The sequence below is a fragment of the Demequina soli genome, from assembly GCF_000971195.1.
GTDB classification, from domain to species: Bacteria; Actinomycetota; Actinomycetes; order Actinomycetales; family Demequinaceae; genus Demequina; species Demequina soli.
The window spans coordinates 551918-568282 of sequence record NZ_BBLZ01000001.1; the positions used below are offsets into that span (position 1 = coordinate 551918).

Here is a 16365-nt window from a genome sequence, read left to right on the forward strand (position 1 = left end):
GACCTTGGGCCCAGACGGGCCGGAGAACGCGGAACGGGGCCCGCGCATCGTCCCGATGCGGGGCCCCGTTCGCGAGAGGGTGGCGTCAGACGGCGCCGTCGAAGAGCGACGTGACCGAGCCGTCGTCGAAGACCTCGCGGACGGCGCGCGCGATGAGCGGCGCGATCGACAGCACGGTGAGCTTCTCGAACCGCTTCTCCTCCGGGATGGGGAGGGTGTCGGTGACGATGACCTCGGACGCGCCGGAGTTCGACAGGCGCTCGACCGCGGGGCCCGACAGCAGGCCGTGGGTCGCGGCGACGATGACGTCCTTGGCGCCGTTCTCGAACAGCGCCTCGACGGCCTGGACGATGGTGCCGCCCGTGTCGATCATGTCGTCGACCAGGACGCACGTGCGGCCCTTGACGTCGCCGACGAGCTCGTGGACCTTGACCTGGTTGGGCACCGAGGGGTCGCGACGCTTGTGGATGATCGCGAGCGGCGCGCCCAGGTGGTCGGACCACTGGTCGGTGAGGCGCACGCGGCCGGCGTCGGGCGAGACCATGGTGAGGTTGCCCGGCTCGGTGCGGCTCTTCACGTAGTCGGCGAGCAGCGGCATCGCCCACAGGTGGTCGACGGGGCCGTCGAAGAAGCCCTGGATCTGCGCGGTGTGCAGGTCGACCGACATGACGCGGTCGGCGCCCGCGGTCTTGAACAGGTCCGCCATGAGGCGCGCCGAGATCGGCTCGCGACCCTTGTGCTTCTTATCCTGGCGCGCGTAGCCGTAGGACGGGATGATCACGGTGATGCGCTTGGCCGACGCGCGCTTCATCGCGTCGATCATGATGAGCTGCTCCATGATCGCCTCGTTGATGGGCGCCGCGTGCGACTGCAGCACGAACGCGTCGGCGCCGCGCACCGACTCGCCGAAGCGGACGTACAGCTCGCCGTTGGCGAACGTGTAGGCCGTCGTCGGCAGGAGGTCGATCCCGAGGTGCTCGGCGACCGCGTCCGCGAGCTCCGGGTGCGCCCGGCCGCTCGCGAGGACCAGGCGGCGCTCGCTCGGGTTCGAGATCACGGCGTTCATGCTTCTCCCTCTTGGTCGGCGGCCGCGGCCGCTCGCTCCTCCTGTGCACCCGACGATAGTCCGCGGGTGGCGTCTGCGTCCTGCGCTGCCCTGGCCGCCTCGGCCGACGGCGAGCCCGGCCTGCGACGCTCCACCCAGCCGTCCACGACCTGCTGCGGGACGGCGTTGAGCGCGAGCGCCCCGGCGGGGACGTCGTGGCGGATGATCGCGCCGGCGCCGGTGTAGGCGCCGTCGCCGATCTCGACCGGGGCGATGAGGGTGTTGTCCGAGCCGATGCGCACGTGGTCGCCCACGATCGAGCTCGACTTGGTCACGCCGTCGTAGTTGACGAAGATGGTGCCGGCTCCGACGTTGGAGTGCCGGCCCACCGTGGCGTCGCCCACGTAGCTGAGGTGCGGCACCTTGGAGTGCGCGCCGATGGTCGCGTTCTTGGTCTCGACGTACGCGCCGATCTTGCCCTTGTCGCCCAGCACCGTGCCCGGCCGCAGGAACGAGAACGGACCGACGGTCGCGCGGGCGCCGATGCGCGAGCCCGAGCCGTGCGTGCGGGTGACGGTCGCGCCCTCGCCCACCTCGACGTCGGTGAGCGTGGTGTCGGGGCCGACGGTCGCGCCGGCGCCGATGCGCGTGGCGCCGTGCAGCTGGGTGCCCGGCAGGAGGGTGACGTCCGCGTCCAGGGTGACGTCCGCGTCGATCCACGTGGTCGCGGGGTCGACGACGGTGACGCCCGCGCGCATCCAGCCCTCGACGATGCGGCGGTTGAGCGCCGCGCCCGCGTTCGCGAGCTGGACGCGGTCGTTGACGCCCTCGACCGCGGCGGCGTCGGGGGCGACGAGCGCACCGACCCGGCCGCCGGCCTCGCGGGCGAGCGCGAGCACGTCGGTGAGGTACAGCTCGCCCTGCGCGTTGTCGGTGGTGAGGTGCGCGAGCGCGTCGCGCAGCCGCGCCGCGTCGAAGACGTAGATGCCGGCGTTGATCTCCGCGATCGCGCGCTCGGCGTCGGAGGCGTCCTTGTGCTCGACGATGCGCGTCACCGCGCCCGACCCGTCGCGCACGATGCGCCCGTAGCCGGTCGCGTCGGGCACCCGGGCGGTGAGCACGGTCACCGCGTTGCCCTGCGCATCGTGGGCCTCGACCAGCATCGACAGGAGGACGCCGTCGACCAGCGGCACGTCGCCGCTCGTCACGACGATCGAGCCCTGGATCCGGCTGTCGAGGTGGGCCATGTCCGCGCCCCCGGCGGCGACGGCCGCGGCGACCGTGGTGGCGTCGAGGGTGGACAGCCCGCAGCGCACGGCGCTGCCGGTGCCGGGCACGTGGTCCTGGTCGGCGACCAGCACGTGCGGCGCGACCTCGGTCACGTGGGAGGCGACGGCCTCGCGCTCGTGACGGACGACCACGACGGTGCGGCCCGGGTCGAGCTCGGCGGCGGCGGCGAGCGCGTGGGCGACGAGCGAGCGGCCGGCGATCCGATGCAGCACCTTGGGCGTGGCCGACTTCATGCGCGTGCCCGCCCCGGCGGCCAGGATCATCACGGCTGCGGGTGGAGTCGGGGTCACCTGATCTCCTCACGTAGCGGTCCCCCGGCGGGGGCGGAAGGCTGGACCCGGCAAGTCTAACGTTCGGTGAACGGGCCTTCGTGCGCAAGGTCCCAGGTCCGCGGCTCGTCGGTCCCGCGGCGGGGATTCGCAGCGCTCCGCCCAGAGGATTCGAACCTCTACCGCAGGGCTCCAAAGGCCCGCATGCTGCCGTTACACCAGGGCGGAACGGGGCGGCTCGCGAGAGGCGCGCCGACCCCGGGCGTCAAGTCTGCCAGGATTCACGGCACACTTGAGCCGTGACCGTCGAGCCCCGCCGCACCCCCCGCTCCCGCATGACCGCGCGCGAGCGCCGCGAGCAGCTGCTCACCGTGGGTCGTGCGCTCTTCGCCGAGAAGGGCTTCGAGGGCACGTCCGTCGAGGAGATCGCGTCGCGCGCCGACGTCTCCAAGCCCGTGGTGTACGAGCACTTCGGCGGCAAGGAGGGCATGTACGCGGTGATCGTCGACCGCGAGGTCCAGGGACTCCTCGACGCTCTCACCGGGGCGCTCGCCACCCGCGCCCACCCGCGCCAGCTGGTCGAGCGCGCCGCGCTCGCGCTGCTGGGCTACATCGAGGACTCCCCCGACGGCTTCCGCATCCTCGTGCGCGACTCCCCGGTCGCCCAGACCTCCGGCACGTTCTCGTCGCTGCTGGGCGACGTCAGCGCGCAGGTCGAGGGCCTCCTCGCCGATCAGTTCCAGAAGCGCGGCCTCGACCCGGCCGTCGCGCCCGTGTACTCGCAGATGCTCGTCGGGATGGTCGCGCTCGCGGGACAGCAGTGGGCCGAGGTGCGCGAGCCTTCCAAGCAGGTGGTCGCCGCGCACATGGTGAACCTCGCGTGGAACGGCCTGTCCTCGCTCGAGCGCCGGCCCGACCTGCCGGACGCCTGACCCGATGCCGCGCATCGTCCCTGGGAATGCGCGGAAGGACCGCGGCGTCGTAGGGTGCGAACCAGGATGCCGCGCGGGCGTCCGCAGCGTCTCAGGGGAGGGACAGCCATGATCAAGGGCTTCAAGGACTTCATCATGCGGGGCAACGTGGTCGACCTGGCGGTCGCCGTCGTCATCGGCGCCGCGTTCGGCAGCCTCGTGACGTCGATCGTCGACGGCATCATCAACCCGCTCGTCGCCGCGATCTTCGGCAAGAACGACATCAGCGGGGTCCTCAGCTTCACGATCAACGAGTCGACGTTCAGCATCGGCCTGATCCTCCAGGCGCTGCTCAACTTCCTCGCCGTGGCGGCGGCCGTGTACTTCCTCATCGTGTCGCCGCTCAACGCCCTTGCGGCGCGCCGCAAGAAGGACGAGCCCGCCGTGGACGAGCCCGTCGCGCCCACCGAGGTGGAGCTGCTCGCCGAGATCCGCGACGCGCTGCGCGACCGGGCCTGAGGCCGCGGGTCGCTAGTCGGCGACCACCACGGTGCCGGAGGCGGGGCCCGACGCGGTGACCACCGCATCGGCCACCTTCGCGGCCTTGAGGTGCGCGGCGATCGCGAGCGCGTGCTGGCGCGAGCGCGCGAGCGCGGCGACCGTCGGCCCGGAGCCGGACACGATCGCGCCGCACGCGTCGGCGGCGTCGCACGCGTCGAGGACCGCCTCGAGCCGCGGCATGAGGGACATCGCGGGCCCCTCGAGGTCGTTGGTGAGCGCCTGGCCGAGCGCGACCGCGTCGCCGGCCATGAGCGCACGCATGAGCGCGCCGTCGACCTCGAAGTCCGACGTCGCCTGCTCGCGCGCGGCGCGCCGGCGGTCGAGCTCCGCGAACACCGTCGGGGTCGACAGCCCCTCCGACTGGGTGGCGAGCACCCAGTGGAACTCGCCGTGGGTCATCGCGGGCGTGAGCCGGTCCCCCCGGTCGAGGCCGACCGCCGTGTGGCCGTGCAGGCTGAACGGCACGTCGGCGCCGAGCCGGGCGGCGAGGGTCGCGAGCTGGGCCCGCGTCGCGCCGGCGTCCCACGCCTCCGCGCACGCGACGAGCGCGGCGGCCGCGTCGGCCGAGCCGCCCGCCATGCCGCCGGCGACCGGCACGCCCTTGACGATGCGCAGGTCCACGCCGTCGTCGATGCCGAACGTGCGCGCGAGCAGCGCGGCGGCCTTCCACGCGAGGTTGGACTCGTCGAGCGGCACCCGGGTCGCGTCGACGGGTGCCCCCGCGGGGACCTCGAGCGCGAGCGTGATCTCGCCGTCCGTGCGAGGCGTGGCCTCGACGGTCTCCCACAGGTCGAGCGCCTGGAAGACCGTGACGAGCGGGTGGTAGCCGTCCGAGGACGGTGGACCCACGGTCAGCTGAAGGTTCACCTTCGCGGGCGCCTTCGCGCGGACGGTGCGGGTCATGCCTCCACTGTGCCAGAGGACAGGGCCTCGGCGATGCGTGAGAAGTCCTCGACCGTGAGCTGCTCGCCGCGCGTGAGGGGCTCGATGCCCGCGGCGCGCAGCGCGGCCTCCGCCGCGGTGGCCGAGCCGGCGATGCCGGACAGCGCGCCGCGCAGCGCCTTGCGTCGCTGCGAGAAGGCCGCGTCGATCACCGCGAACACCTCCTCGCGGCTGGCCGTGGTGCCGGGCTGCTCACGACGCTCCATGAGCACGAGGCGGCTGTCGACGCGCGGGACCGGCCAGAACACGGCGCGGCCCACGTCGCCGGCGCGGCGCACGTCGCAGTACCAGGCGGCCTTGGCCGACGGCACGCCGTAGGTGCGCGAGCCGGGCGGCGCCGCGAGACGGTCCGCGACCTCGGCCTGCACCATGACGAGCACGCGCTCGAGCGTGGGGAAGGTCTCGAGGAAGTGCAGGATCACCGGCACCGAGACGTTGTACGGCAGGTTCGCGACGAGCGCGCGGGGCTCCGAGGGCAGGCTCTCCACGCGCAGCGCGTCCTGGTGGATGACGTCGAAGCGGTCGGCGTCCTCGGGGGCGCGCTCCGCCACCGTCGACGGCAGCGCGGCGGCGAGCACCGGGTCGATCTCGACCGCGGTGACGTCCGCGCCCGTCTCGAGCAGCGCGAGCGTCAGCGAGCCCAGCCCCGGACCCACCTCGACCACGCGGTCGCCCGGACCGACGCCGGACAGGCGCGCGATGCGGCGCACCGTGCCGGCGTCGACCACGAAGTTCTGTCCCCACTTCTTGTGGGGAGCCGTGTCGAGCGACTGCGCGAGGAGGCGGATGTCGGTGGGACCCAGGAGGCTCGCCACCGGGGTCAGTACCAGCCCGTCGACTGCGAGTGGCCCCACGCGCCGCACGGCGTGCCGTAGCGGGCGCTGATATAGCCCAGGCCCCAGCGGATCTGGGTCGCCGCGTTGGTCTGCCAGTCCGCGCCGGCCGAGGCCATCTTGGAGCCGGGCAGCGCCTGCGGGATGCCGTAGGCGCCGGAGCCCGCGTTGTACGCGCTCGGGTTCCAGCCTGACTCGCGGGCGAACAGCGCGTCGAGGCACGACCACTCGGAGCCGGTCCAGCCGTACATGTCGGCGGCCATCTGCTGGCCGAGCGCGCGGGCGGTACCCGGCGAGACGGCGGCGGCGGCCGGCACGGACGACGAGCTCGAGCCCGAGGCGGTGCTGTCGGTCGTGGTGGTCGCCGGGTCCGGCTGCTCCTTGGTGCCGACGGCGATGACCTTGTCCTCCGGCTGCGCGACGGTGAGCTTGAGGGTCTCGACGCGCGAGACCTCCTTGCCGTCCACGTAGGTCACGTCGTAGGTCACGACCTGCGAGCCGGGCTTGCCCTCGGTCACCACCTCGGTGGTGCCCTTGTCGAGGTCGGGGTCGTCCTGCTTGACCGAGCCCTGCTTGATGGAGACCTCCTTGGTCTCCGTCTTGACGACGGAGCCGTCGGCCTTGTCGGTCGCGATCTCGGGCAGGGCCGCCAGGTCGGCGGCGGTCACGTTGGTCTGGGGGTCGTCGAGCGACGGCACGGCGGCGGCTGCGATGGAGCCCACCGCGAAGGAGCCGACGGCGACGGCGACGCCGACCTGCGTCAGCACGCGGGTCCGCGCGCCGCGCCGGACACGCCGCTCGCGGCGGCCTCCGGGCACGGGGTTGGTACGTCGGTAGCTCACGTGGTCCTCTCGTCTCGCGACCCCGTCGGAGCCGCTCGTTCTGGAGCCCTTTGTCTCATATTGATAACGGCGATGTCCAACCCGGCTTGAGGCCAAGGTCCTGTGAGAAAGGCCACAGACCCCCGTCTACCAGGGACCATAGACGGCCTCGGACGTCTCCGAGATCGTCGCGCAGGCGACCCCCAGATCGACGTCGAGGACGCTCGCGACGGTCCGCATCGTCAGCGGCACGAGGTAGGGGGCGTTGGGGGCGCCGCGGTGCGGGTGCGGCGTGAGGAACGGGGCGTCGGTCTCGACCATCACGCGCGAGAGCGGCGTGACGGCGAGGGCCGCCCGCAGCCCCTCGGCGTTCTTGAAGGTGACGGTGCCGGCGAACGACAGGTAGTAGCCGCGGTCGGCGCACACGCGCGCCATGCCGGCGTCACCGGAGAAGCAGTGGAACACGGTGACGTCGGGGGCGCCGTCGCGCGCGAGCACGTCGAGCACCTCCGCGTGGGCGTCACGGTCGTGGATCTGGAGCGGCAGCGTCAGCTCCTTCGCGAGCGCGATGTGATCGCGGAAGGAGCGCACCTGCGCGTCGCGTCCGCCCTCCGAGGTGCGGAAGAAGTCCAGCCCCGTCTCGCCGATCGCGCGGATCCGGTCCGCCCGCGCGAGCGAGGCGATCTCCGCGAGCGCGTCGTCGTAGGAGACCCCCGACGCGTGGGTGCCGGCGGCGTGCAGCGGCGCCTCGTTCGGATGCAGCGCGATCGCGCCGAGCATCGACGGGTACGTCTCCACCGCGGACGCCGTCCAGCGTGCCGACTCGAGCTCGCATCCCACCTGGACCACGCGGTCCACGCCCACCGCGGCGGCGTCCGCGAGGCGCCGCTCGACGGTGAGCTCCGGGTCGCCCGCCGGGTGCTCCAGGTGCGTGTGGTTGTCCACCACGGCGACCGGCAGCGCCTCCGGCGCGGGCGGCCAGGCTCCGTCCCGCATCGGCTACTCGTCCGCCATGCGCTCGAGCTCGGCCTCGACCATCTCGTCGTCGAGCTTCTGGAAGATCGGCGACGGCGCCGGGACGACGGTGCCCGCGACCAGGTCGGTGCGGCCCCAGCCGGCCACCGACCGGTAGTCGCCCTGGATCACCGGGTAGTGGCGGTCCGCGAGGTCGAGGTCGTCGACCTCGTTCATCTGCGGCATGGGCGCGAGCACGCCGGTGCCGCCGAGCGCCTCGTGCACCTGCTGCGCGCTGTGCGGCAGGAACGGCGACATCATCGTGTTCGCGTCCGACACGAGCTGGGCCGCGACGGCGAGCACGGTCCGCATGCGCTCGGGGTCCTCGTTCTTGAGCTTCCACGGCGCCGTGTCGGCGAGGTACTTGTTCGCGTCGCCGATCACGCGCATCGTCTCCGAGATCGCGGCGCGCTGGCGCTGCGTGCGGATGTGATCGCCCACGGTCGCGAACGCGCCCTCGGAGGCCGCGAGCGCGGCGCGGTCGACGTCCTGCAGATCGCCGAGCGCGGGGATCTCGCCCACGTTCTTGTGCAGCAGGGACGCGGTGCGGTTGACCAGGTTGCCCCAGCCGGCGACCAGCTCGTCGTTGTTGCGGCGCTTGAACTCGGACCACGTGAAGTCGGCGTCCGAGGTCTCGGGGCCGGCGACGGCGATGAAGTAGCGCAGCGCGTCGGGCTGGTAGCGCGACAGCATGTCGCGCACGTAGATGACGTGGCCGCGCGAGCTTGAGAACTTCGCGGACTCCATGGTGAGGAACTCGCTCGAGACCACCTCGGTGGGCAGCTGCAGGTCGCCGAACTCGCTGAGCGAGCCGCCGCGCGCGCCGCGGCCGTTGGCAGCGATGAGCTCGCCGGGCCAGATCTGCGAGTGGAAGGTGATGTTGTCCTTGCCCATGAAGTAGTAGGACAGGGCCTCGGGGTTGTTCCACCACTGGCGCCACGCGTCGGGGTCGCCCTCGCGGCGCGCCCACTCGATGGACGCCGAGAGGTAGCCGATGACCGCGTCGAACCACACGTAGAGGCGCTTGGCGGGGTTGTCCTCCCAGCCCTCGAGCGGGACAGGGATGCCCCAGTCGATGTCGCGGGTCATCGCGCGAGGGCGCACGTCCGCCAGCAGGTTCTTGGAGAAGTTCATGACGTTGGGGCGCCAGCCGTGCCGCGAGCCGAGCCAGTCGGTCAGCGGCTGGACGAGCGCCGGCAGGTCGAGGAAGAAGTGCTCGGTCTCGATGAACTTGGGCGTCTCGCCGTTGATGCGGCTGTGCGGGTTCTTGAGGTCGATCGCGTCGAGCTGGTTGCCGCAGCTGTCGCACTGGTCGCCGCGCGCGCCGTCGTAGCCGCAGATCGGGCACGTGCCCTCGATGTAGCGGTCGGGCAGCGTGCGGCCGGTCGACGGGGAGATCGCGCCGCGCGTGGTCTCCGAGATCATGTAGCCGTTCGCGTGCACGGCCTTGAACATGGCCTGCGCGACGGCGTAGTGGTTGCCCGTGGTGGTGCGCGTGAAGAGGTCGTAGGACAGGCCCAGCTGGGTGAGGTCCTCGACGATCACGCGGTTGTAGCGGTCCGCCAGCTCCTGCGGCGTCACGCCCTCGCCCTCGGCCTGCACGAGGATCGGGGTGCCGTGCTCGTCGGTGCCCGACACCATGAGCACGTCGTGGCCCGCGAGGCGCATGTACCGGGAGAAGACGTCCGAGGGGACGCCGAAGCCGGCGACGTGGCCGATGTGACGGGGGCCGTTGGCGTACGGCCAGGCGACCGCGGACAGGATGCGTGACATGGCGTCCATCCTAGTGTTCGCGGGAGGTGCCCCCGTGGGCCGTCCGGCCGGGGGACGATGCGGGGCGCGGCGGGGCCGTCAGCGGTAGTCGGGCGCGGGGTCGAGCCCGAAGACGCGCTCGAGGGTGGTCTCCCCCGCCCGGTGCATCCACGTGGCGAGCTCGACGCCGACGAACCGCAGGTGCCACGGCTCGTAGATGTAGCCGGTGACGTCCCGCTCGTCGTCGGGGTAGCGCACGATGAACCCGTGCTCCCACGCGTGCGCCGCGACGAAGCGTCCGGCCGCGGTGTCCGCGAAGCACGCCTCGAGGCGGCAGCCGTCCGCCTGGATGTCGGCGGCGAGGCCGGTCTGGTGCTCGGAGTAGCCCGGCCGCGCCGAGAACATGTCGGCGGCCTCCCGGCCGCGATCGGCGACGTAGCCGTCGTAGAGAGAGGCCTGCAGGTCGTGGTCGCGGTAGCCGGTGGTGATGGTGAAGCCCGCGCCCGCGTCGACGGCCTCCGCGTGGAGGGCGGTCATCGCCGCGGCGGCGTCGGCGCGCATCGTCGCCCCGCCGGGCACGTCCGCGACCGCCTGCAGGTCGTCGGGCGCGTAGTCCTGCGGGTCGAGCGGCCGCACCTTGTTCACCACCACCCAGACGGAGCCCGGATCGTCGACGCTGTGGGCCGTGAGGTCGAGGGGAGGCGTGACCGCGGCGGCCGCGGTCGCGTCGGGCGCGGCCGAGGCGACGCCGGCGACCGGGGACGCGCTCGCGGCGGGCGTCGGCGACGCGCTCGCGACGGGGGTGGCGCTGGGGGCGGGGCTCTCCGTCGCGACCGGGATCGCGCGGGACGCGTTCCACTGGTCGGTGAACGCGCCCGCGATGATGCCGAGCGCGAAGCAGGCGACGGCGACGGTGACGGCGGGGACCCGCGGTCGCGCCGCCTCGCCCGCGGTCATCCCGAGGCCCGTGCCGCGAGGACGGCCGCGTACAGCTCGCGGCTCGGCACGCCGGCGGTCGCGGCGACGTCGTTGACGGCGGCCTTGGCCCGCTCGCCGGCGGCGACGCGCGCGAGGACCTCGGCGACGAGGGCGGGCACGCCGGGGGCCTCGGCCGGGCGGCCGGCCACGGTGACGACGATCTCCCCGCGCGGCTCCTCCGCGACGGCCCAGCCGGCGAGCTCGGCGAGCGTGCCGCGGCGGGTCTCCTCGTACGTCTTGGTGATCTCGCGCGAGACGGCGGCGCGGCGTTCCCCTCCCCACGCCTCGGCCATGGCGGTCAGCGTCGCCGCGAGCCGGTGCGGCGCCTCGAAGAAGACGAGCGTGCGGTCCTCGGTGGCGAGGGACGCGAGCCGGGCGGCGCGCTCGCCGCCCTTGCGGGGCAGGAAGCCCTCGAACGCGAAGCGGTCGGTCGGCAGCCCGGAGAGCGCGAGCGCGGCGAGCGCGGCGGAAGGTCCGGGCAGCACGGTCACGTCGACGCCGGCCGCCGCGGCGGCCTCGACCACGCGGAAGCCCGGGTCGGACACGGCCGGCATGCCCGCATCGGACACCACGACGACGGTGTCGCCCGCGGCGGCACGCTCGACCAGCGCGGCGGCGGAGTCGCCCTCGTTGTGGTCGTGGTGGGCGACCGTGTCGCCCGCGATGCGGATCCCGAGGCGCCCGGCGAGGTCGCGCAGGCGGCGCGTGTCCTCGGCGGCGACCACGTCGGCGGTCGCGAGCGCCTCGCGCAGCCGATCGGACGCGTCGCCGACGTTGCCGATGGGCGTCGCGGCGAGCACGATCCGTCCTGTCATGCCCCCACTTTCGCACACGCCGTGCCGCATCCGGCCCGGAGCCCGCGCGGATAGGCTTCGCGTGTGAATCTCGCCACGTTGTGGCGCTGGCGCGGCGCCCTCATGGCGACCGGCGTCGGCGTGCTCGCCGCCATCCTCCGGCTCGCCTCGCTGTCGCAGCCCCACGCGCTCGTCTTCGACGAGGTGTTCTACGCGCGCGGCGCCTTCTCCCTCACCGAGCTCGGGTACGAGGGGAAGTGGACGGGCGACGACTCCCTGTTCGCGACGGGTGACACCTCGGGCCTCACCGCCCAGGGTGACTTCGTGGTCCACCCGATGGTGGGCAAGCTGCTCATCGCGCTCGGCATCGAGCTGTTCGGCAACTCGCCGTTCGGGTGGCGCGCGGTCGGGGCCGTCCTGGGCTCGCTGCTGGCCGTCCTGATCGCGCTCGCCGCGCGCCGCCTGTTCCGCTCGACGCTGTGGGGCGGCGTCGCCGGCGTGCTCGTCGCGGTGGACGGCGAGGCGATCGTGCTGTCGCGCACCGCGCTCCTGGACGGCTTCCTCGCCTTCTTCGTCGGCCTGGGGTTCTGGCTGCTCGTGGTCGACCGCGACCGGACGCGCGTGCGGCTCGAGACCGGAGCCGCCGAGGAGCGCACCATGCTCGGGCTGGCGGACGATGCGCCGCTCCCGGGCATCGGTCCCCTCACCGGGATCCGGTGGTGGCGCCTCGGCGCGATCCTGGCGTTCTCGCTCGCGGGGTCGGTGAAGTGGAACGGCTTCTACTTCGCGGCGGTGCTGCTGGTGCTGTCCGTCGTGTGGGACGCGGTCGCGCGCCGGGAGCTGGGCGCGACCCGGTGGTTCACCGGGACGCTCGCGAGCGCGTTCCCCGCGGGCCTCGCCACCGTCGTCATCGCGCCCGTCGTGTACGTCGGGACGTGGGCGAACTGGTTCCTCACCAACGGCTCGTACGACCGCCACTGGGCGGAGTCCCACCCCGGCGAGGGCGTGACGTGGCTGCCCGACGCCCTCAACTCGCTGATCCACTACCACCAGCAGATGTGGGTCTTCCACACCGGGCTCACGACGCCGCACAACTACATGTCGAACCCGTGGCTGTGGCTGGTGCAGTGGCGCCCGACCGCCTTCTACTTCGAGGACGTGCCCGACGCCGACTGCGGCGCGGCGCGATGCGTCTCGGCGATCCACGCGCTGGGCAACCCGCTCATCTGGTGGCTCGCGACCGCGGCGCTCGCGTGGGCGCTGTGGCGCGTGATCCGCCGCGGCGACGTCCTCGCGCTGTCGGTCTCCGCCGGCGTGCTCGCGGGCTGGCTGCCGTGGCTGCCGTACGCCTACCGCACCATCTTCACGTTCTACTCGGTCGCGTTCATGCCGTTCATGATCCTCACGCTCGTGTGGGCGATGCGGCGCGTCGCCCAGCCCGACCGGCTCGAGGGCGGGTGGTCGCGCGGCGGCACGATCGCGGTCGGCTGCGCGGTGGCGGCGATCCTCGTGGTGTCCGGCTTCTTCATCCCGCTGTGGGTGGGCACGCCGATCCCGTTCCGGTACTGGCAGACCCACATGTGGCTGCCGAGCTGGATCTGATCCGCGTCAGGCCTGACGGCTCTCCACGAGCCGCGACAGGATGATCGCGCTGCGGGTCTTGTCGACCTGCGGCGCGAGCCTGACGCGCTCGAGCGCCTCCTCGAGGTCCGCCATGGTCGCGGCGCGCAGCCGCACGATGGCGTCCGCCTGCCCCGTCACGGTGAACGCCTCGACGACGTTCGGGATGGACGCGAGGATGCGACGCAGCTCCTCGGGTCCGACCGTGCCCGTGCAGAACACCTCGACGTACGCCTCGGTGCCCGCGCCGTCGAGCGCGGGATCGATCCTCACATGGAACCCCTGGATCACGCGTTCCGCGACCATCCGGTCGACGCGACGCTTCACCGCGGAGGGCGACAGGCCGATGCGCAGGCCCATCTCCGCGTAGCTCGCGCGGCCGTCCCGCCGCAGCTCGTCGATGATCCTTCGGTCCAGGTCGTCGAGCGACATTCTTCTCCCCCCTCGCAAGCAACCTGCATCCGGAGGTCCATCCTCGCACGTAATCGGCGCGTTCGGCACAAATCCGTCACGGTTCTCACGTAGGCCCCGGGCGGTGGGCACCCCGAGGCGGCGCCGGCACCCCTCGTACCGGCCGGATCCCGGGTCCGTCACGCGGCGCCGCGCCGACGGTAGCGTGAGAGCAGCCACCCCGCGCGCGCGGGGCGCGAGAGGAGCCGTCATGCAGGAGACCAGGCAGTTCAGCTTCGAGATGGACCCGGCGGAGCTGACCTCCCGAGCCGTCACCGCGGTGCGCGTGGTGTTCGCGGTGCTCGGCGTCATCGCCCTCGGCGTGGGCATCGCGCTGCTCGTGTGGCCCGGCCACACGCTCGCCGCGGCCGCCGCGCTCATGGGCGTCTACTTCCTCCTCGCGGGCGTGGTGCGCATCGCCATGGGCGTGCTCGGCACGTCGCTCACGGGCAGCCATCGCACGCTCGCCATCATCCTGGGCCTGCTCATGCTCGTCGCCGGCGTGGTGATGCTGCGCAACCTCGAGGCCTCGGCCGCCGTGCTGCTGCTCGTGGTCGCGATCACGATCGGCCTCGGCTGGATCATCGACGGCATCATGGTGCTCGTCGAGTCCGGCAGGGCCCGTTCGCGCGGATGGGCGATCGCCTACGGCACCATCGGCGTCCTCGCCGGCATCGTGGTCCTCGCCTCGCCCGCCATCACCGCGACCGTGCTCGTGTGGATCGCGGGCTTCGTGTTCGTGCTGCTCGGCATCGTCGGCCTCGTGCGCGCCTTCACGCTCGGCCGCGGGCTCGAGGGCTCCCGATGAGCGCCGACGCCGCCGAGCACCGCGAGCCGATGCCGCCCGAGGTGGCGCGGGCCGCCGCCGACGAGGCGGCGCGGCGCGCGGAGGAGCCCGCGCCCGCGTGGATCGACGCGGTGGTGCGCCGGTCGATGTGGCGCGCGGTGCGCATCGTCCTGCTGGTCCTGCTCGTGCTGTGGGCCGCCTTCCAGATGCGGCACCTGCTCGGGCTCATCGTGTTCGCGCTGTTCATCGCGCTCGCCATGATGCCTGGCGTCACCAGCCTGCACCGGCGGTACGGCATGCGCCGCGGCGCCGCCGTGGGCCTCATGTACCTCGCGTCCGTCGTGGTCGTGGTGTTCATGGTGTCCGTGCTGATCCCCGCGATCGCGCGCTTCGCCGAGTCCGTGCGCGAGAACCTCCCCGGCTGGACCAGCGCGCTGAGCGAGTGGAGCCGGTCCGTGCTCGGCGTGCCCATCGACACGAGCTCCACGAACACGGGCGTCGACAACGTGATGCAGACGCTGCTGGGCTGGGCGGACAACGCGTTCGGCATCGTCACGTCCGGCATCGGGATCGTCTTCGACGTCTTCACCGTCGCGACGTTCGCCTTCTACATCGCCGCCCAGTGGCCGCAGATCATGCACGCGCTCATGACCCGCATGCCCCCCGCACGCCAGCGCACGTTCGCGTGGATCGCCGACACCTCCATCCAGCAGACGGGCGGCTACTTCTACTCGCGCGTGCTGCTCATGGGCGTGTGCGGCGGCCTCGGCTTCGTGGTGATGCTGCTGGTCGGGCTGCCGCTGGTCTACGCGATCCCGCTCGCGCTGTTCATGGGATTCGTGTCGGAGTTCATCCCGTTCATCGGCACCTACCTCGGCGCCGCGCTGCCCATCGTCATCATCCTCGCGGTGCAGGGCCTCGTGCCCGCGATCATCATGCTCGCCTGGGTGATCGTCTACCAGCAGGCGGAGAACTACTGGCTGAGCCCGCGCTTCTCGTCGCAGAGCATGGAGCTCAACGGCGCCATCGCGTTCGGCGGCGCGCTCGCCGGCGGCGCCATCGCCGGCCCGCTCGGCGCGTTCATGGCGCTGCCCATCGCGGCGCTCATCACCGCGATCGTCAAGAACTCGGGACGCACCTACGAGGTGGTCGCGATCGACGCGGCGAGCGCGGCCGCGCCCACGCCACCCGGCGACGGCGACGCGGAGGCCGCGACCGCATCGTCCCCCGACGCCTGACCCACGAACGACGAAGGGCCCCGCCGACGGCGGGGCCCTTCGTGCTGTGCGCGCTAGTTCTTCGCGAGGATGTCCACCACGAAGACCAGGGTCGAGTTCGCCGGGATGGTGTCCGACTCCTGGTCGCCGTAGGCGAGGCTCGGCGGGATGACCAGCAGCACCTGGCTGCCGACCTTCTGGCCCGCGAGGCCCTTGACCCAGCCGTCGATGAGCGAGCCGCTCGCGAGCGTGAACGACGCGGTCTGGCCGGCGTCCCACGACGAGTCGAACTGGTCGCCCTTCCAGATCCAGCCGGTGTAGTTCACGGTGATCTGGTCGCCGTCCTTGACGGTCTCGCCGTCACCCTCGATGAGGGTCTGGGAGACCAGGTCCGACGGCTTCTTGTCGACGGTGGAGAAGTCGATGGAGGGCTTGCCCGAGTCGTCGAGCGTGACCGTGGGCAGGCCGTCCTTGGGCGTCACGGCGGTGCCGGTGGCGCGGTCGAGCGGCGTCACGGCCTTGGTCGCGGTCACGGCCATGACCACGGCGGAGCCCGTCTCGCTCGAGGTGTCGGGGTAGACGTAGAGCAGCTGCGTGCCGACCTTCTGGCCCACGAGCTGGTCGTACAGGTCCTGGACCACCTGGCCCTCGGTCATGGTGACGACCTCGGGGGTGCCCGCGTCGTAGGTCGAGTAGATCTGCGACGCGTCGTCGCCCGAGTACACGACGTAGTCGAGGCTGACGTTCTGGCCGGCCTCGATCACCGCGCCGTCGCCGTCCGCGACATGGCGCGTGGCGACGTCGCCGACGGTCAGCGGGGTGTCGAACGTGAGCGCCGGGACGCCGTCCTTGTCCGTCCACTGGATGGACTCGAGCGCCGCCGAGTCCGCGGCGGAGGTGTCCGCGGCGGCCGAGGCCGAGGCGGACGGGTTCGCGTCCGAGGCGGGGCTGCACGCGGCGAGGCCGAGCACGGCGAGGGTGCCGAGCATGGCCCCTGCGATCACGTTCTTCTTCATGAATCTCCTAGGGGTGTGGGCTGCGTCCGCCGCGGCGGCGCGCGACACACGGGGGGTCGACCGGG

Annotated in this window: 16 protein-coding genes and 1 tRNA gene; 5 read left to right on the plus strand and 12 right to left on the minus strand. The window is 72.6% G+C overall.

The annotated features are described in order from the left end of the window. Positions 1 to 85: 85 nt before the first annotated feature. The 3 genes from AOM04_RS02645 to AOM04_RS02655 all read right to left on the minus strand — a co-directional run bounded on the left by AOM04_RS02645 (position 86) and on the right by AOM04_RS02655 (position 2832). Positions 86 to 1066 carry a ribose-phosphate diphosphokinase gene (locus AOM04_RS02645; protein WP_062461826.1) on the minus strand — a complete coding sequence of 327 codons (981 nt, stop codon included), beginning with the start codon at positions 1064 to 1066 and terminating at the stop codon, positions 86 to 88. Next, positions 1063 to 2625, minus strand: coding sequence for a bifunctional UDP-N-acetylglucosamine diphosphorylase/glucosamine-1-phosphate N-acetyltransferase GlmU (gene glmU / locus AOM04_RS02650; RefSeq protein WP_082104299.1), 1563 nt, complete (start codon positions 2623 to 2625; stop codon positions 1063 to 1065). The genes AOM04_RS02645 and glmU overlap by 4 nt, the downstream gene beginning before the upstream one ends. Before the next feature lie 135 nt (positions 2626 to 2760). Continuing rightward, positions 2761 to 2832 (minus strand) — tRNA-Gln (locus tag AOM04_RS02655). Between the two features lie 107 nt (positions 2833 to 2939). On the opposite strand from AOM04_RS02655, the gene AOM04_RS02660 reads away from it, so the two are divergent. Together AOM04_RS02660 and mscL are read left to right on the plus strand one after the other, a co-directional pair. Further along, the gene (locus AOM04_RS02660; RefSeq protein ID WP_062462358.1) at positions 2940 to 3536 is read left to right on the plus strand and encodes a TetR/AcrR family transcriptional regulator; all 597 of its coding nucleotides are present in this window, start codon (positions 2940 to 2942) and stop codon (positions 3534 to 3536) included. A gap of 108 nt (positions 3537 to 3644) precedes the next feature. Then, positions 3645 to 4034: a large conductance mechanosensitive channel protein MscL gene (gene mscL, locus AOM04_RS02665; protein ID WP_062461829.1), complete on the plus strand. Its 390-nt coding sequence runs from the start codon at positions 3645 to 3647 to the stop codon at positions 4032 to 4034. Positions 4035 to 4046: 12 nt separating this feature from the next. Here mscL and AOM04_RS02670 read toward each other — a convergent pair whose 3' ends face one another. The 7 genes from AOM04_RS02670 to rsmI form a co-directional block, all read right to left on the minus strand. After that, a complete protein-coding gene (locus AOM04_RS02670; RefSeq protein WP_062461832.1) occupies positions 4047 to 4979 on the minus strand; it encodes a 4-(cytidine 5'-diphospho)-2-C-methyl-D-erythritol kinase in 933 nt (310 codons plus the stop codon). Beyond that, positions 4976 to 5872, minus strand: a complete 897-nt coding sequence (gene rsmA / locus AOM04_RS02675; RefSeq protein ID WP_228373591.1) for a 16S rRNA (adenine(1518)-N(6)/adenine(1519)-N(6))-dimethyltransferase RsmA — start codon at positions 5870 to 5872, stop codon at positions 4976 to 4978. The genes AOM04_RS02670 and rsmA overlap by 4 nt, the downstream gene beginning before the upstream one ends. Next, positions 5839 to 6693 (minus strand): aggregation-promoting factor C-terminal-like domain-containing protein, encoded by an 855-nt coding sequence (locus tag AOM04_RS02680; protein WP_174447656.1) that lies wholly within the window; start codon positions 6691 to 6693, stop codon positions 5839 to 5841. Before AOM04_RS02680 ends, rsmA begins: the two co-directional genes overlap by 34 nt. A gap of 126 nt (positions 6694 to 6819) precedes the next feature. Beyond that, a complete protein-coding gene (locus AOM04_RS02685; protein WP_062461838.1) occupies positions 6820 to 7668 on the minus strand; it encodes a TatD family hydrolase in 849 nt (282 codons plus the stop codon). A gap of 3 nt (positions 7669 to 7671) precedes the next feature. Further along, positions 7672 to 9459 (minus strand): methionine--tRNA ligase, encoded by a 1788-nt coding sequence (gene metG, locus AOM04_RS02690; RefSeq protein WP_062461842.1) that lies wholly within the window; start codon positions 9457 to 9459, stop codon positions 7672 to 7674. Between the two features lie 78 nt (positions 9460 to 9537). Continuing rightward, on the minus strand, positions 9538 to 10395 hold the full coding sequence (locus AOM04_RS02695) for a M15 family metallopeptidase (RefSeq protein ID WP_062461845.1): 858 nt from the start codon (positions 10393 to 10395) through the stop codon (positions 9538 to 9540). After that, positions 10392 to 11231, minus strand: a complete 840-nt coding sequence (gene rsmI / locus AOM04_RS02700) for a 16S rRNA (cytidine(1402)-2'-O)-methyltransferase (RefSeq protein WP_369401307.1) — start codon at positions 11229 to 11231, stop codon at positions 10392 to 10394. Before rsmI ends, AOM04_RS02695 begins: the two co-directional genes overlap by 4 nt. A 63-nt stretch (positions 11232 to 11294) precedes the next feature. Between rsmI and AOM04_RS02705 the strand changes: the two genes are divergently transcribed. Further along, positions 11295 to 12812, plus strand: a complete 1518-nt coding sequence (locus tag AOM04_RS02705) for a dolichyl-phosphate-mannose--protein mannosyltransferase (RefSeq protein WP_062461851.1) — start codon at positions 11295 to 11297, stop codon at positions 12810 to 12812. A gap of 6 nt (positions 12813 to 12818) precedes the next feature. On the opposite strand, the gene AOM04_RS02710 is transcribed toward AOM04_RS02705, so the two are convergent. Beyond that, entirely contained in the window at positions 12819 to 13262 is a 444-nt protein-coding gene (locus AOM04_RS02710) for an Lrp/AsnC family transcriptional regulator (protein ID WP_062461854.1), read from the minus strand. A 229-nt stretch (positions 13263 to 13491) separates the two neighbouring features. Here AOM04_RS02710 and AOM04_RS02715 point away from each other — a divergent pair, with 229 nt between their 5' ends. Together AOM04_RS02715 and AOM04_RS02720 are read left to right on the plus strand one after the other, a co-directional pair. After that, positions 13492 to 14088: an HdeD family acid-resistance protein gene (locus AOM04_RS02715; protein ID WP_062461857.1), complete on the plus strand. Its 597-nt coding sequence runs from the start codon at positions 13492 to 13494 to the stop codon at positions 14086 to 14088. Next, the gene (locus AOM04_RS02720; RefSeq protein WP_062461859.1) at positions 14085 to 15305 is read left to right on the plus strand and encodes an AI-2E family transporter; all 1221 of its coding nucleotides are present in this window, start codon (positions 14085 to 14087) and stop codon (positions 15303 to 15305) included. The genes AOM04_RS02715 and AOM04_RS02720 overlap by 4 nt, the downstream gene beginning before the upstream one ends. Positions 15306 to 15358: 53 nt before the next feature. Here the strand turns inward: AOM04_RS02720 and AOM04_RS02725 are convergent, their stop codons facing one another. Continuing rightward, positions 15359 to 16300 (minus strand): FKBP-type peptidyl-prolyl cis-trans isomerase, encoded by a 942-nt coding sequence (locus tag AOM04_RS02725; RefSeq protein WP_062461863.1) that lies wholly within the window; start codon positions 16298 to 16300, stop codon positions 15359 to 15361. Between the last annotated feature and the right edge of the window lie 65 nt (positions 16301 to 16365).

Coding starts and splice junctions, on each gene's coding strand:
- AOM04_RS02645 (WP_062461826.1), bottom strand. CDS start 1,066: ATGAACGCCGTGATCTCGAACCCGAGCGAGCGCCGCCTGGTCCTCGCG.
- AOM04_RS02660 (WP_062462358.1), top strand. CDS start 2,940: ATGACCGCGCGCGAGCGCCGCGAGCAGCTGCTCACCGTGGGTCGTGCG.
- mscL (WP_062461829.1), top strand. CDS start 3,645: ATGATCAAGGGCTTCAAGGACTTCATCATGCGGGGCAACGTGGTCGAC.
- AOM04_RS02670 (WP_062461832.1), bottom strand. CDS start 4,979: ATGACCCGCACCGTCCGCGCGAAGGCGCCCGCGAAGGTGAACCTTCAG.
- AOM04_RS02685 (WP_062461838.1), bottom strand. CDS start 7,668: ATGCGGGACGGAGCCTGGCCGCCCGCGCCGGAGGCGCTGCCGGTCGCC.
- metG (WP_062461842.1), bottom strand. CDS start 9,459: ATGTCACGCATCCTGTCCGCGGTCGCCTGGCCGTACGCCAACGGCCCC.
- AOM04_RS02695 (WP_062461845.1), bottom strand. CDS start 10,395: ATGACCGCGGGCGAGGCGGCGCGACCGCGGGTCCCCGCCGTCACCGTC.
- rsmI (WP_369401307.1), bottom strand. CDS start 11,231: ATGACAGGACGGATCGTGCTCGCCGCGACGCCCATCGGCAACGTCGGC.
- AOM04_RS02710 (WP_062461854.1), bottom strand. CDS start 13,262: ATGTCGCTCGACGACCTGGACCGAAGGATCATCGACGAGCTGCGGCGG.
- AOM04_RS02715 (WP_062461857.1), top strand. CDS start 13,492: ATGCAGGAGACCAGGCAGTTCAGCTTCGAGATGGACCCGGCGGAGCTG.
- AOM04_RS02720 (WP_062461859.1), top strand. CDS start 14,085: ATGAGCGCCGACGCCGCCGAGCACCGCGAGCCGATGCCGCCCGAGGTG.
- AOM04_RS02725 (WP_062461863.1), bottom strand. CDS start 16,300: ATGAAGAAGAACGTGATCGCAGGGGCCATGCTCGGCACCCTCGCCGTG.